The sequence below is a fragment of the Olivibacter sp. LS-1 genome (genome assembly GCF_008245145.1).
Lineage (GTDB): Bacteria > Bacteroidota > Bacteroidia > Sphingobacteriales > Sphingobacteriaceae > Olivibacter > Olivibacter oleidegradans.
The window spans coordinates 2854805-2869513 of sequence record NZ_CP041643.1 but is presented as its reverse complement, the minus strand read 5'-3'; the positions used below and the strand labels follow the sequence as shown (position 1 = coordinate 2869513).

Genomic DNA, 14709 nt, shown 5'->3' with positions numbered 1-14709 from the left:
AGCATTTGGAATTTGTCGAATGCTATTCCATACGAATAATTTGAGTGTAAAAACATGTTTGATATTTGTTGTATAGGGCATATTACTTTAGACAAGGTTGTTACGAGCAATGCTGCCAAAAATATGCCAGGAGGAACTTCCTTTTACTTTTCAAATGCCATTAGGAACATGGATATTGCCTTTTCATTGGTTACTGCCGTGGCTGATTCAGAGAAGTATATCGTCGATGCGCTGCAAGACAAAGGTTTGTCGATAAAAACCGTTCCGACGAAAAAGACTGTTTACTTTGAAAATATATACAATGAAAATCAGGATCATCGTACGCAACGAGTCTTACAGGAGGCCGATCCATTCACGGTTGAGCACTTAGTAGATGTAGAGGCTAAGATTTTCCACTTAGGCCCCTTACTAACGAATGATATCCCTGTAGAAGTCATCAAATTTCTTTCAAAAAAGGGAATGGTTTCCCTGGACGTTCAGGGTTATCTGCGCATCGTAAGAAATTACCAAGTTTACTATGCCGACTGGCGTGATAAGAAAGAGGCTCTTCCACACATAGATATTTTAAAAGCCAATGAATTTGAAATGGAAGCGCTTACAGGTACCTCAGATATCTATAGTGGCACAAAAATTTTGGCCGACCATGGTGTCAAAGAGGTGGTTATTACCTTAGGCAGTTTGGGATCGGTTCTTTACAAAGAAAATACATTTTATACCATTCCTGCATATGTTCCTTCTCAAGTAACGGATGCTACCGGATGTGGAGACACCTATATGGCCGGTTATTTATCCAAGAAAATTAAGGGAGGCACGTTGGAAGAATCCGGAAAATTTGCTGCGGCTATGTCGACAATCAAAATTCAAGGTTCAGGACCTTTTATGGGAACTAGCGAAGAAATACAGCACGTGTTGACAAATAACAGACAGGTTTTTTATGACAGGCTACAATTTAGCTAGTTATTATGAACAAGCCTCTTTGTCTAACCATATTGCTAAGTTTCTCTTTGTGCCTTCCTTCTGAAGCAAGGCAAGGTGATAAAAAACAATCGGTCTACTCCTTTTACACCACACGCCAAGAAATAACACCCGCAGCTATCGTAGCTTTTGCCAAACAGTTTTTGGGCGTGCCTTATAGATTTGGCGGTAGCAGCCCACAAAAAGGTTTTGATTGTTCAGGTTTTGTCAATTATGTTTTTAGTAATTTCCACTTTCTTGTTCCTCGTAGCTCAGCTGCTTTTAACAGCAAGGGAAGACAAGTACCACTCACTGAAGCGCAAGCCGGTGATGTCATTTTATTTAGAGGTACTAATCCAAAGGTAAAGTCAATAGGTCACATAGGTATTGTCATATCCGATAAAGGGGAACCTCTACGTTTTATTCATGCCTCTTCAGGCAAGATACGTTGTGTAACGGAAACACTACTTGATAATCGCTATCAAAAACGATTTGTAAAAATTGTTCGTTTAATATTATAAAAATATGCTAAAATACTCTACAAATCAACACGTTATAATTAATGACAATTTCATGTCATTAAAATTCACAAATAATATCGAAGTTTGCCTAACACTGTTAAATAACTTTAGGGGGTTAAGACATGGGAAGTAAAGAGCGTATTCAGCGGTTGAAAGATGAAAATAGAGTAAAAATTCTTGACGCATCGCTCCAAATAGTTAAAGAAGAAGGATGGCAAGCGTTGAGTATGCGTAAAATCGCTGATATAATAGAGTATACAGCCCCAATGATATATGAATATTTTGCTAATAAAGAAGCTATCTTAACAGAACTTGCCGGTAGAGGGTATTTTATGTTAGCAAAAAGGGTAAGAGAAGCAAGGGATCAAGAAGTTGACTTAGAGAAACAGATTGAAGCCATGTGGCTAACATACTGGGATTTTGCTTTTGAGGAGAAAGAGCTTTATCAGCTTATGTACGGGGTTGGAACCCAATGTTGCGAAATGGAAAAGACGTTTCGATGTTTCGACTCACATGCGGTACTCATCAGTGATGTTATCAAAGAGATCATGAAAGCGAAACAACCTGATGACGACATGGTTTGCAGAAAATATTTTACCTATTGGTCTATTATACATGGTTTGATTTCTATTAATATGGTAAATAAAGGAAATGGAGAAGAAACAAATCAACAAGTCCTTAAAGATGCCATATATGGCATAACCCGATCGTTAGTCGATTAATTTTTTTTTTACTCATTAAATAACAATCGTAAATCATTTAACACTGTTAAAAAGGAGAAAGCACTCTCCGGACATTTGTAAATATTATACATATATAAATAAAATGAAACATCTATTTTCCACCATGACGTTTGAAACTTTTAACCCGTTATTTAACGTTGTTAAGTTATTTAATAACGTAAATAGACTTGCCATCATAGCATCATCTATTTTTTTATATAGTTGTTCTTCCGGACAGCAACAACAAGGGGCTCCGCCTCCTCCATCGTTGCCTGTAATTACTATTAATTCTGGTGAAGAGACCGTTTTTCAGGAATATCCTGCTTCTATTGAAGGAACCGTCAACGTAGAGGTACGGCCTCAAGTAGAAGGAACGCTTGACGCGATTTATGTAGATGAAGGTGCAAAAGTGAAAAAGGGGCAACCGCTATTTAAGATCAACGATCGCCCTTATCGTGAACAATTGAATCAGGCCATAGCTAATCTTCATGCCGCAGAAGCCGCTTTGGAAAATGCAGAACTCGAGGTTGAGAAAAAAACCAGATTAGTCAACAACAAAGTATTAGCAGATTTTCAATTGAAAACAGCCATTGCTGCCAGAAATGGTGCTAAAGCCAATTTACAGCAAGCAAAGGCCGGGGTAGAAAGCGCAAAAATTAATTTGGGATATACGCTTATTACCGCTCCTGTTGAAGGTTACATCGGACGTTTGTTAAAAAAACAAGGAAGCTTGGTAAGTCCGGCGGATGCACAGGCGCTTACTGAATTATCCGATATCCACGAGCTTCATGTATATTTCGCTTTAGGCGAGAACGATTTTGTAGACTTTAAAAACAATTTCGAAGGTGTTACATTGGAAGAAAAGATAAAGAACTTGCCTCCTGTAACCCTTGTATTATCTGATCAGACAGCCTATGGGCAGCCAGGAAAAATCGATATGGTAGACGGCCAGTTCGATAAAAACACGGGAGCTATTACCTTAAGGGCGACCTTCCCAAATAAAGAAGGATTACTTCGTTCAGGAAATACCGGTAAAATTCGATTAGGTAAACAGCATTCCAAAGTATTGCTGGTGCCACAAATGGCGACCTTGGAAATGCAGGATAAAATTTTCGTCTACACCGTGAACGATAGTAACAAAGTGAACAAACAGGCCATTCAGGTGGTAGGTAAGAGCGGTGCCAACTATCTCGTAAAAAGCGGCCTTAAAAACGGCCAAAACATTGTATACAAAGGCATGGACTTATTACAGGAGGGACAAGTGATCGCCCCTCAGAAATTGAGTGCAGACAGTCTTAAGTTAACAGCATATAACAAATAATCATGTTAAAGAGATTTATTGAAAGACCGGTATTAGCTACGGTTATATCCATACTACTCGTAATTCTTGGAATAATCGGGATTGTGAAACTCCCTTTGCAACAGTTTCCCGATATTGCTCCACCTGCCGTACAGGTAACGGCCCTTTATCCCGGCGCCAATGCCGAAACAGTTCTTCGGGCAGTGGCCCCTTCGTTGGAAGAATCGATCAATGGTGTCGAAAATATGAGCTACATGAGCTCAACTGCCAGCAATGACGGATCGTTAATGATTACCGTATATTTTAAACTAGGTACTGATCCGGATCAAGCAGCCGTCAATGTTCAAAACAGGGTTGCACAGGCCACCAGTCAATTACCGGCTGAAGTTGTTCAAGCAGGTATTACCACGGCGAAGCAGCAGAACAGTTTAATCATGGTGTTAGACCTTTATACAGAGGATGAAGGGACCTATGACCAAACGTTTATGACGAACTATGCGCAGATCAATATTATCCCGGAATTAAAACGTATACCTGGCGTAGGTCAGGCCTTAGTATTCGGTGGTAGTAAAGATTATTCGATGCGTGTTTGGCTGAATCCAAATCAAATGGCCAGTTACAAGCTGACGCCCGCTGAAGTGATGGCTGCTATACAGGATAAGAACGTGGAAGCTGCACCGGGAAAATTTGGTGAAAGTAGCAGCGAAGCCTTTGAATTCGTTATAAAATATAAAGGTAAGCTCAATCAACCTAGCGATTATGAGAATATCATTATACGCGCTAATGCAGATGGTTCTGTGCTCAGACTTAAAGATGTAGCACGAATTGAACTAGGTGCATATACTTATGCCAGCCATACACGTATTAACGGAAAAGCAGGCCTCAATATCGGTGTGATGCAATTGGCAGGCTCTAATGCCAACGAAATACAGATCGCCATTCAAGAATTTATGGAGAAAGCGGCAAAAGATTTTCCTAAAGGCGTGAAGTATTTGGTACTGTACAACACAAAGGATTCATTGGATCAATCCATCGATCAGGTGAAACATACACTGATCGAAGCGTTTGTTTTGGTGTTCTTAGTGGTTTTTATCTTCTTACAGGATTTTAGATCGACGCTTATTCCTGCTATTGCAGTACCGGTAGCTATTATCGGAACGTTCTTCTTCATGCAGTTATTCGGCTTCTCCATTAATCTACTGACACTCTTTGCGCTGGTGCTTGCAATCGGGATTGTGGTGGATGATGCGATTGTAGTGGTAGAAGCTGTCCATGCGAAAATGGAGCACCAGCATTTACCACCCAAAATAGCCACCACCTCCGCGATGAGTGAGATTACGGGAGCCATCATATCGATTACATTAGTAATGTCTGCGGTATTTTTACCTATTGGTTTTATGGAGGGGTCAACCGGCGTATTCTATAGGCAATTTGCCTTCACATTAGCGATTGCTATCGTGCTATCCGCAATTAATGCCTTAACACTTAGCCCTGCTTTATGTGCGCTTTTCTTGAAGGATACAACTCATCACGGAGAGAAGAAACAACAACTAAGCTTCAAAGATAAATTCTTTGTAGGCTTCAATACTAGCTTTGACAGACTAACGAAAAATTACGTTGGTAGTTTACGTTTTTTGGTGCGTTATAAATGGTTTAGTATGGCGGGTTTAGCAGCGCTTTTGGTAGTAACCATTTTCATGATTAGAAGAACACCTACAGGATTTATACCTTCAGAAGATCAAGGATTTATAGCCATCTCCCTTTCTATGCCTGTAGGTGCTTCTTTAGAACGTACTACAAATGCTTTGAAAGAAGCTGAGCAGCACTTGCAAAATACACCCTTTACAAAGACGCTTAATATCATTTCAGGATTTAATATCTTAACCCAAGCAACAAGTCCGTCTTCAGGAGTTGCTTTTATTTTGTTAAAGCCCCATGAAGAGCGCGGACAAGTAAAGGATATCAATGACATTATGGGCGTAGTTAGTCAAAAACTAGCTGCTATAAAAGGTGCTAACTTCTTCGTATTTACTTTTCCTACCGTTCCCGGTTTCAGTAATGTTGACGGTTTGGACATGGTACTACAAGACCGGACAGGAGGCAAATTAGACAAATTCGGTCAAGTAGGACAAACCTTTATCGGAGAGTTGATGAAACGTCCGGAAATCATGGTTGCCTTTACTACTTTCCGCGCCGATTACCCACAATATGAACTGCAAGTGGACGATGTAAAGGCCGAACAATTAAGCGTGAGCACGAGAGATATCTTGCAAACCATGCAGGCCTATTTCGGAAGCTCACAGGCATCCGACTTCAATCGATTTGGAAAATATTACCGTGTTATGGTTCAGGCCGATAAAACTGAAAGAGCAGAACCTTCATCTATGGACGGAATTTTTGTAAAGAACAGAATGGGTGAAATGGTGCCGATTAATACCTTGGTTAAATTGAACAGGGTATACGGACCGGAAACTGCTTCTCGTTACAACTTATTTAATTCCATCGGTATTAATGCTATGCCGAATCCCGGCTTCAGTTCCGGTGATGCTATTAGAGCAGTAGAAGAAGTGGCTAAACAGTATCTTCCTTCCGGTTTTTCCTATGAGTTTTCAGGGATGACCAAAGAGGAAATAACATCCGGAGGACAGTCTACCATTATTTTCCTTTTATGTTTGGTGTTTGTATATTTCTTACTTGCCGCCCAATATGAAAGTTATATCCTTCCTCTAGCTGTTATTTTATCGATTCCTACAGGTATTTTTGGTGTATTTGCAGCGATTGGTATGACTGGTATCGCTAACAATATTTATGTACAGGTAGCTTTGGTTATGCTTATCGGTTTATTGGCCAAAAACGCCATATTGATTGTGGAGTTCGCCGTACAAGGCCGTAAAACAGGTAAACCAATCGGCCAGGCAGCTTTAGAAGCTGCTCAATTAAGGTTGAGGCCTATTATCATGACCTCACTAGCCTTCGTAGTCGGTATGATACCGATGATGAGTGCGAATGGACCTTCAGCTCAGGGAAATCACTCAATCAGTATCGGCGCGGCCGGCGGGATGTTGTCAGGCGTTATCTTGGGACTCTTTATTATTCCCGTCCTCTTCATTGTCTTCCAAGCTTTGCAAGAGCGAGTATCGGGCAAGCCAAGCGTCATACCACGTGACTCGAATGATCAGCAGAATAAGGAAGCAGTAGCCGATACCATTCCTTTAAGTTAATAATCATAAAGGATAACAATATTCTAAACAATGAACAGTAAATCAAATCTCCTTATAATTCTTGTTTTGCAGGCATTCTTCTTCGCCTGCAAAACAACGGACAAGGCCATTCAAACCGAAGCCCCCGTCCCTGCCAACTTCCGAAATGCTGAAGTGCCATCGGATGATTCAACCAGTATAGCTTTCATTCCATGGCGTGATTTTTTTAATGATGTGACTTTGCAGACGTTAATTGATACGGCTATCGCCCACAATATGGACTTGCAGTTGGCCATAAAAAATATCGATGCCGCGCAGGCTACGTTGAAGCAAGCAAAAGCTGGATATATACCGAATGTTAGTCTACAGGTGGGTGCCAACAGTACCAATCCATCTAACAACAGCTTAAATGGCGTCAGCTTGAATCAGTTTCTGAAAACTAACCATATAGAGGATTATAATGCGACGCTAGCACTCTCATGGGAAGCTGATATATGGGGCAAAATAAAGAACCAAAAAGCGGAAGCCCTTGCATCTTATCTGCAAACAGAGGAGGCGAAAAAAGCGGTTCAAACACAAATTGTTTCTTATGTAGCACAGGGCTATTATAACTTGCTTATGTTGCAGGAACAATTAAAAATTGCACGGCAAAATCTTGCCTTGAACGATAGTACCTTAAATATTATCAAACAGCAATACGATGTAGGCGAGATTACGCTTTTAGGCTTAGAACAGGCAGAAGCACAGCGCTTAGCGGCAGCGTCATTGATTCCCGATTTTGAACAACAGATTAATATACAGGAAAACGCGCTGAGCATTTTAAGTGGTAAACTACCGGAAGGTATAGCTACGCAAAGTACCTTGGACGATATCCAAATTCCGGAAAAAATCAATACCGGCGTCCCTTCCCTATTGCTAAGTAGACGGCCGGATGTGAAGCAAGCAGAATTGGCCGTTATGGCCGCACGTGCCAACCAACGGTATGCAAGAGCAAGTATGTATCCCTCGTTAACGATTAGTGCACAAGCGGGTGTTAACTCCTTTAAAGCGAGTAATTGGTTTAATATTCCAGCATCTGTTTTTGGAACAGTTGCCGGTGGAATTGCGCAACCAATCTTACAACGGCGACAGCTAAAAACAAATTACGAGTTGGCCGCTATTAATCATGAGAAAAGCGTTATCCAGTTTAGACAATCAGTGATTACCGCAGTAGGAGAAGTTTCCGATGCACTGATTGCACTCAACAAGCTGCAAGAAAAGCAATCCATTGCCTTGAATCGTACTAATAAACTACAAAGCGCCATTCACAATGCAGACTTATTATTCAATACAGGCATGGCAAACTATCTTGAGGTTATTACCGCTCAAAGTAATGTGCTACAAAGCGAACTTGAACTAGCACAAATAAAAAAGGCTCAATTAGTTGCGATGGTAGAGCTATATCGATCTTTAGGTGGTGGGTGGTAATTAGCCAAACAAAACATCAATTCGGATTGTTTATCAGCTAAAACGTTGATTATGTGGAAAGAAGAAAACAATAGTTTATATAAACGGTTCGAGTTTAAAGACTTTTCGGATGCCTTTGCTTTTATGACAAAGGTAGCTTTGCTTGCAGAATCGTCCAACCATCATCCGAAATGGACCAACGAATGGAATAAAGTTGAAATTTGGCTTTCAACACATGATCAAGGAAATGTTATAACTGAAAAAGATCGGAAATTGGCCGCAGCAATTGATAAGGTTGTTTAGATAAAGGATGCCTACGCTATTGTAGGCATCCTTTATAGCGTTAAACGCAGTATTAACATATCCTTATGTTGTAGCCCATCTTCAAAAATTGGTTCACTATAGTTATCTAAGAAAAAGTTTGTTTTAATTTGGTCTACCCTAAAACCAAATTTTTGATAGAATTTCAGTTGATATCCAAAAGACCCTGTCCCTACTTCCAATACATTGGCTTGCTTATTTTTTAAAATTTCTATAAGCGAGTTTAAAATTTGGCTCCCATATCCCCTATTTTGGTACGCAGGAAAAACTGCTATATTCATAAGTTCATAAACTTCCGAATCTTGTGATTTTATGACCGCTACACCTATGACAACTTCATTACACCGGGCAATATAACAATCGCTGTCGTATAGATACTTTTCAATTGCTGACTTACTTGGATCTGCCAGCATTAGCAGGTCCCAAGGGTAATTGCCATTTACAACAGTCAATTCTACAAACATATTGGTATCCATAAAGCAAACTTACTGAATCTTGCGAAGTTCCACCAAGGAAAAGCTCGTTAACGTCTTTTCCCTTGTTTTGTGATTGAGAAAACCCCATTTCAATTTCGTGATATGATAATCGCTGAAATTCTTGAGTATCTTAACCTGGTATTTTGATGTCAAATCGGGTACATTAGTAGTAGGAAGAAAAACGATTTGCTTATTGTCGCTTTTCGATTTAAGCTGGGAAATATCGTCTACATATTCCACTTTAGTAGGTGCATAAAAATCGAAGGAAAAGCGATGTCCAAGGTAACTTTTCACTGGCCCATTTGGATGATGATTTTGCAACCATCTACCAGCGACCATACCCGCTTGATAACGCAATAAAGTCGGATAAAAAAAAGCATAAGCAAATAGCATAAAGATGACCGCTGACACGGCACTTAGACAAACTAAGTTCCGTACACTAACCCGAAAAAACAGGATATAGGCAATCGTTCCGGTAAGCAGAGCTAAAACAACAAATAAGAACTTAAATGGCACGTCGAACACGAATGCAATCATGATTAAAAGCACTAATACTAAGACAAAAATGACCTGTTGTATGATAGAAATTGCTTTCAGTTTCTTGTGCTTCAAGGAAGATAAATAAGAAGCAGTAAAGAGTGCGAAATGAGGAAAAACAATAATGATATAATGCGGCAATTGAAACTCAGAAAAAGAAAAAAGAAGAAAAGCTACGAGCGCATTGCTGTTAATTATTAAAGTAGTCGCTTTCTTTTTTCCTATAATTGACCGCTTCTTCAGCTTGTTAAACACCGCTATATAAAAGATCACGCTCCAAGGTAAAAAGGCCCATAAAGTAGTATGGAGAAAAAAACTGACATCCCCCTTCCCTTTTATAGGCCCTGTATTAAAAAACCGTCCAAACTGACTATCCCAAAGGAAAAAGCGGATACCTGAAACATTTTGTTGATTAAAGATCACTTTCTCAGGATGCATGTCGAATTGAATGTACAGCGCGTATAGTTCGGGTAGGATGAAAATGCCAACTAAAAGAAGCGCGAGCCACCATTTTAGTTTGATGAATTCTCGATATTGTTTGGTAATTATCCAATAACATATAAAACCTGATAAAACAGGAATGATTACAAAAATGCCCTTTACCATAATACCGCAAGCCAAAAAGAACGAACCGGGAATGACATGATAAGATAACGAGCGATAAGCTATGTAATAATGAAAAACTGCCGCTAAGGTAAACGTAGTTAAGTAAATCTCTGCTCTTACATCAAAATTTGATATGACAACGTGAAAGGCGGTCATGAACATAACGACTGCAATTAGGGCAATCCTTCTCTTATAAAGTTTTGACCCCAGTAAATATAGGTAATAAGAACCAAGCCACCCGAAGAGCAAAGAAGGAAGCTTATAAGCAAATCCACTTATTCCCAGCAGTTTAAAAGAGCTGGCAGCTAACCAAAAAGTAAGATGTGGTTTATCGAGCCAATCCTGTCCCCTAACATATAAATTCAACCAATCATTATAAAGAAGCATATTTTTGGCAATGGATGCATAAAGCGCTCCATCCGGCTCCATCACACCTCCAAATAAACTAAAAATGCTTATAAATGCGATAATCCATATTACAATATAATAGGCTTTTTCTTCCAGATTAGTCGATCCACGCTGATATATATGCATCATTGACACTATTTAAAAGTCTATTGATCTTTGAATGTTATGAAATTATTTACCAAAAAATTCCATATAAATACCAACCCGATAGCTAGGCACTTGCTGAGATAGAAGTTGAGCTTGCAGTAATGAACAAAACAGAATAGAAGAAACGTGTTTAAAGCTAATCCCACCAAGCTGAAAAAAATAAAATAGCCGAATTGCAAGCTCACACTGCTTTTATTATTAAATGTCCAAAATTTATTAAGGTAAAAATTATTCAGCACAGCCATCGAAAAACCAATACCGTTGGCCGCATACTGATTCAATCCGATCTGTTCTCTAAAGAACCAAGTAAACAAAAAGTCTATAGTGAACCCAACACCACCTGTTATGGCAAACTTTGTAACTTTCCACATCTTATTATCTTATAAAAGAAAGAATTATGGATTAAAAAGTATTAAGAAAAACGGTTAAAGTACAAAACATAATGAAATGATAACGTGCATTTAACATTCGGATTACTTTCGACCAGGTGTTTCTTTAAGATATGACTATTAACCGCATTTTACTTATTTTTGCGGGGCGAAAAAGACTCACATGTTACATATTACGAAAGCAAAAATCGACGATATCCATATAATTCAAGAGATCGCTCATAAAACTTGGCCGATAACCTTCGGTAGCATTCTTTCTTTTGAGCAAATAAGTTACATGCTCGAAATGATGTATAGTACAACATCGTTATTACGGCAAATGACTGAACTGAATCATCATTTTTTATTAGCAGCTGAAGAAAACGAGTGTCTAGGTTTTATTTCTTATGAATCAGCTTACAAAAATGCGCTACAAACCAAAATCCATAAGATCTACATCTTACCGGAAGCACAAGGCAAAGGTGTTGGAAAAAAACTAATGAGGGCTGTAGAAGAAATAGCGCTAAACAAGGGCGATAAAAGATTATTACTTAATGTCAACAAGCACAATGAAGCGGAAAAATTTTATGCACGATTAGGTTTTGAACTAATTGGGACGGAAGACATAGACATCGGTTCCGGATATTTAATGGAAGACAAAATCATGAGCAAAAAATTAAAGGGGGATAACGAAACTTTTTAAAGAAAATCTTCCCTCAATGGCGTAAAGACATCCAGTAACTCACCTTCTTCCAAACATTTGCAGCCGTGTAAAACATTTGATGGCATTAGACAAGTATCACCTGCTTCGATGACTTTCTTTTCATTTCCGATATTAAACTCAAATTTCCCGCTGATAACAAAAGTAGATTGTGTGTGGATATGCTGGTGAACGGTACCAATAGCTCCTTTTGCAAAACGTACGCGAACCATCATCATTTTGCTATTATAGGACAGAATTTTCCGGAAGATTCCGTCTCCTACGTCCTTCCAATCATTTTTTTTATTAAAATCGAACATTACAGTTAACAATGGGATATGCCAAAATAAGTAATTTAATTGTATACTAAAAATGTTTTAGTTGTTACAGAAACGACTAAAACATTTTAGTTACAACAAAAAAAGAGAGTTGAACCTTAGCTCAACAAGCTTTTTTTACGCTCAAAGGTTTCCCATAACAATTCGCCAAACAAAGTGTTTGTCCAAGCGAACCACGAGCGGGTGAATTTTTTCGGGTCATCTTTGTGGTACGACTCGTGCATGAAACCAGTGCCTCCATGGCACTTTTGTAGTGTTTGGATGCAGGCTTTAATCTCTTTGTCATCAGAGCTCGTCAACGCACGCATCACAATACTCATTGGCCAGATCATATCTTTACCGATGTGTGGTCCCCCCACTCCTTCTCCTGCACTTCCTTTATAAAAGAAAGGGTTATCAGAAGACAGAATAAACTTACGCGTATTCACATAACGTGGGTCATCCGCTTTCACCGCACCCAAATAAGGTAAGGACAAAAGGCTCGGAATATTAGAATCATCCATTAATAAATGTCCTCCGTAACCATCTGTTTCAAACACGAATATTTCGCCATATTTTGGATGCTTCGTAGTTGCATGTTTAGCTAAAGCGTCTTCTACTTCCTGTGCAAGCGTTGTCAGCTCTTTGGCTAAAATGTTATCGTTATGAATCGCCTTTAACATCTCTGCCGCCTGACGCAAAGAGACCACAGCGAAGAAATTAGACGGGATTAAAAAGGAAAGTACAGTTGCATCGTCACTCGGACGAAACGATGAACAGATTAGTCCAACAGGATTTACCGGATATCCATAGCCGTCCATAGGTAGGGTGTCTGTAGCACGGCCTGTTACCCTTTCAAAATGATAAGGACTTGTTCCGTCTTTTCGTTGTTGTTCTTTAAAGGTTTTTAGAATATTCTGTATAGCCTGTTTCCACGTATCATTAAACGGTTTGGTGTCTTTTGTAGCTTTCCAGTAGTGATACGCTAAACGAATGGGATAGCAAAGCGAATCGATTTCCCACTTGCGTTCATGTACCCCTGGCTTCATATCAGTTTTATCCTTTGCCCACTCGCCAACTTTTTCGGGATCGTCGTAAAACGCATTAGCGTATGGATCTTTTAAAATGTAGTGACTTTGTCTGTTGATCACGCCGGCGATAAGATCAGCCAATGGTTTATCATCTTCCACCAGTGCTAAATATGGCCATACTTGGGCACTGCTATCCCTAAGCCACATTGCGTCGATATCCCCGGTTATAACGTATGTATCAGGTATTCCGTCGATCGACTGAAAAAACACTGTGGTATCCAAGGTGTTAGGAAAACAGTTTCCGAAAAGCCAAGCAAGCTCCTTGTTTTTCACTTTATTCTGAAAAGTTTTTATCACCTTTTCAACAGCTTCACTGGTAAAATTACGCATATTTTCTGCCACCCTTACCTCCGGAAAATTCTCGGACTGCGCAAAAGCAAAGTTATTACTTAAGTAGTAACCAGCACCAAGGGCCATGGTACTTTTGATAAAACTTCTTCTTTCCATTGTATATGATAGAATTTATAAATTATTTCGATCCACACATTTGCTGAATATTACGCTTCTATTCAACCGTAAATCGGCTTCGAACCGATTCTGCCTTTGTTCTATATCGCTTAGCAGCCGTAAACATATTATAAATTCCGCTATAAAGCAAACCCTCATGCCGCTGGGATTCGTTAAGACAGGAAAGTCACCGTTAACATTTACCGAGTCATTCAATGACTTGTTAGTGCTACCGTTACCACGTTTCTCGTCCAACAACTTCATAAACAGCTAAGTGACCGCTAAAAACTTACTGCACTCTTTAAAGCTCTCCAACGCGGGGTGTTCCGTTCGGCGATGATAAGCCATAACAATTTCTGTATACACAGCGATACCTTTTAACTCAATAAACTTTACATGAAGAAAAGGGTACTGACCTCTAATGGACGCGGGAACTAAAGCGATACCAAGTCCATGCTCCACCAGTCTCAGCATGGAGTGCATATTATTACATTCATGAACGACTTGCGGTTCGAAGCCCATCCGGTGGCAACAAGCTACAAACTGTTGATGATAGTGCGGAGCATAACGACTATTATAAGAGATGAAATCAATCTTTGCTAAATCTTCCGTTTGTGTACCAAAATGATCATCAGCACATACAAGTACAAAGGGATCTTGCCACAATGATTTTACCGCTAGATGAATGGAGTCAATGGGTGCACGAAGAATTCCGACGTCCAGCTTCCCTTCTTCTAGCGCTTTTATCTGTTTTGCCGTAGAAAGTTCGTATAGACGCGTTTTTAACAATGGATATTCGACTCGTAATTGTTGCAGTATTTTAGCAAGGCCGCTTAATGGGGTTGAACTGATATAACCGATCTGAAACTCGCCGCTTACCGATTCGTGTATTTGTTTCACCAGCTGCTTACTTCGCTCAAGCCGCTGCATAAGTTCTCCACATTCATTTAAAAAGTAACGTCCCGCTTCAGTTAAGGTAACTCGTTTATTATTTCGATGAAACAGTAGCACACCCAATTCTGTCTCTAGTTCTTTTATTTGCCTCGTTAGCGGTGGTTGAGAAATGTGTAAACGTTCCGCTGCTTTACTGAAATGTAAAAGTTCAGCGACTGTTTTAAAGTATACAAGATGCCTTAGCTCCATAATAC

14 protein-coding genes are annotated in these 14709 nt (G+C 39.5%); 8 read left to right on the top strand and 6 right to left on the bottom strand.

Translation table 11 applies throughout. From position 1 onward, the window contains the following. Nucleotides 1-54: 54 nt before the first annotated feature. The 7 genes from FKG96_RS11580 to FKG96_RS11550 all read left to right on the top strand — a co-directional run bounded on the left by FKG96_RS11580 (nt 55) and on the right by FKG96_RS11550 (nt 8446). The gene (locus FKG96_RS11580) at nt 55-957 is read left to right on the top strand and encodes a PfkB family carbohydrate kinase (protein ID WP_130857604.1); all 903 of its coding nucleotides are present in this window, start codon (nt 55-57) and stop codon (nt 955-957) included. 5 nt (nt 958-962) lie between these two features. Beyond that, entirely contained in the window at nt 963-1475 is a 513-nt protein-coding gene (locus tag FKG96_RS11575; protein WP_149105539.1) for a C40 family peptidase, read from the top strand. 122 nt (nt 1476-1597) lie between these two features. Then, a complete protein-coding gene (locus FKG96_RS11570; protein WP_013666097.1) occupies nt 1598-2197 on the top strand; it encodes a TetR/AcrR family transcriptional regulator in 600 nt (199 codons plus the stop codon). Nucleotides 2198-2300: 103 nt separating this feature from the next. Beyond that, nucleotides 2301-3518, top strand: coding sequence for an efflux RND transporter periplasmic adaptor subunit (locus FKG96_RS11565; protein WP_130857607.1), 1218 nt, complete (start codon nt 2301-2303; stop codon nt 3516-3518). Nucleotides 3519-3520: 2 nt separating this feature from the next. Continuing rightward, nucleotides 3521-6718, top strand: coding sequence for an efflux RND transporter permease subunit (locus tag FKG96_RS11560; protein WP_130857608.1), 3198 nt, complete (start codon nt 3521-3523; stop codon nt 6716-6718). Nucleotides 6719-6748: 30 nt separating this feature from the next. After that, nucleotides 6749-8164, top strand: a complete 1416-nt coding sequence (locus FKG96_RS11555) for an efflux transporter outer membrane subunit (RefSeq protein ID WP_130857609.1) — start codon at nt 6749-6751, stop codon at nt 8162-8164. 51 nt (nt 8165-8215) lie between these two features. Then, nucleotides 8216-8446: a 4a-hydroxytetrahydrobiopterin dehydratase gene (locus FKG96_RS11550; RefSeq protein ID WP_130857610.1), complete on the top strand. Its 231-nt coding sequence runs from the start codon at nt 8216-8218 to the stop codon at nt 8444-8446. A 32-nt stretch (nt 8447-8478) separates the two neighbouring features. Here the strand turns inward: FKG96_RS11550 and FKG96_RS11545 are convergent, their stop codons facing one another. Genes FKG96_RS11545 through FKG96_RS11535 form a run of 3 tightly spaced genes read right to left on the bottom strand, consistent with a single transcriptional unit; the run spans nt 8479 to nt 11009 of the window. Continuing rightward, complete coding sequence (locus FKG96_RS11545) at nt 8479-8940, bottom strand: GNAT family N-acetyltransferase (protein ID WP_130857611.1); 462 nt, start codon at nt 8938-8940, stop codon at nt 8479-8481. A gap of 9 nt (nt 8941-8949) precedes the next feature. Further along, nucleotides 8950-10620: a glycosyltransferase family 39 protein gene (locus FKG96_RS11540; RefSeq protein WP_246860271.1), complete on the bottom strand. Its 1671-nt coding sequence runs from the start codon at nt 10618-10620 to the stop codon at nt 8950-8952. A 17-nt stretch (nt 10621-10637) separates the two neighbouring features. After that, nucleotides 10638-11009 carry a GtrA family protein gene (locus FKG96_RS11535; protein WP_149105538.1) on the bottom strand — a complete coding sequence of 124 codons (372 nt, stop codon included), beginning with the start codon at nt 11007-11009 and terminating at the stop codon, nt 10638-10640. Nucleotides 11010-11190: 181 nt separating this feature from the next. Between FKG96_RS11535 and FKG96_RS11530 the strand changes: the two genes are divergently transcribed. Continuing rightward, nucleotides 11191-11709 (top strand): GNAT family N-acetyltransferase, encoded by a 519-nt coding sequence (locus FKG96_RS11530; RefSeq protein ID WP_013666089.1) that lies wholly within the window; start codon nt 11191-11193, stop codon nt 11707-11709. Here FKG96_RS11530 and FKG96_RS11525 read toward each other — a convergent pair. The 3 genes from FKG96_RS11525 to FKG96_RS11515 form a co-directional block, all read right to left on the bottom strand. Further along, nucleotides 11706-12026: a cupin domain-containing protein gene (locus tag FKG96_RS11525; RefSeq protein ID WP_149105537.1), complete on the bottom strand. Its 321-nt coding sequence runs from the start codon at nt 12024-12026 to the stop codon at nt 11706-11708. The genes FKG96_RS11530 and FKG96_RS11525 overlap by 4 nt on opposite strands. A 116-nt stretch (nt 12027-12142) precedes the next feature. Next, nucleotides 12143-13561, bottom strand: a complete 1419-nt coding sequence (locus FKG96_RS11520) for a glycoside hydrolase family 125 protein (protein ID WP_149105536.1) — start codon at nt 13559-13561, stop codon at nt 12143-12145. A 270-nt stretch (nt 13562-13831) separates the two neighbouring features. Then, entirely contained in the window at nt 13832-14704 is an 873-nt protein-coding gene (locus tag FKG96_RS11515; RefSeq protein WP_013666086.1) for a LysR family transcriptional regulator, read from the bottom strand. Nucleotides 14705-14709: the final 5 nt, after the last annotated feature.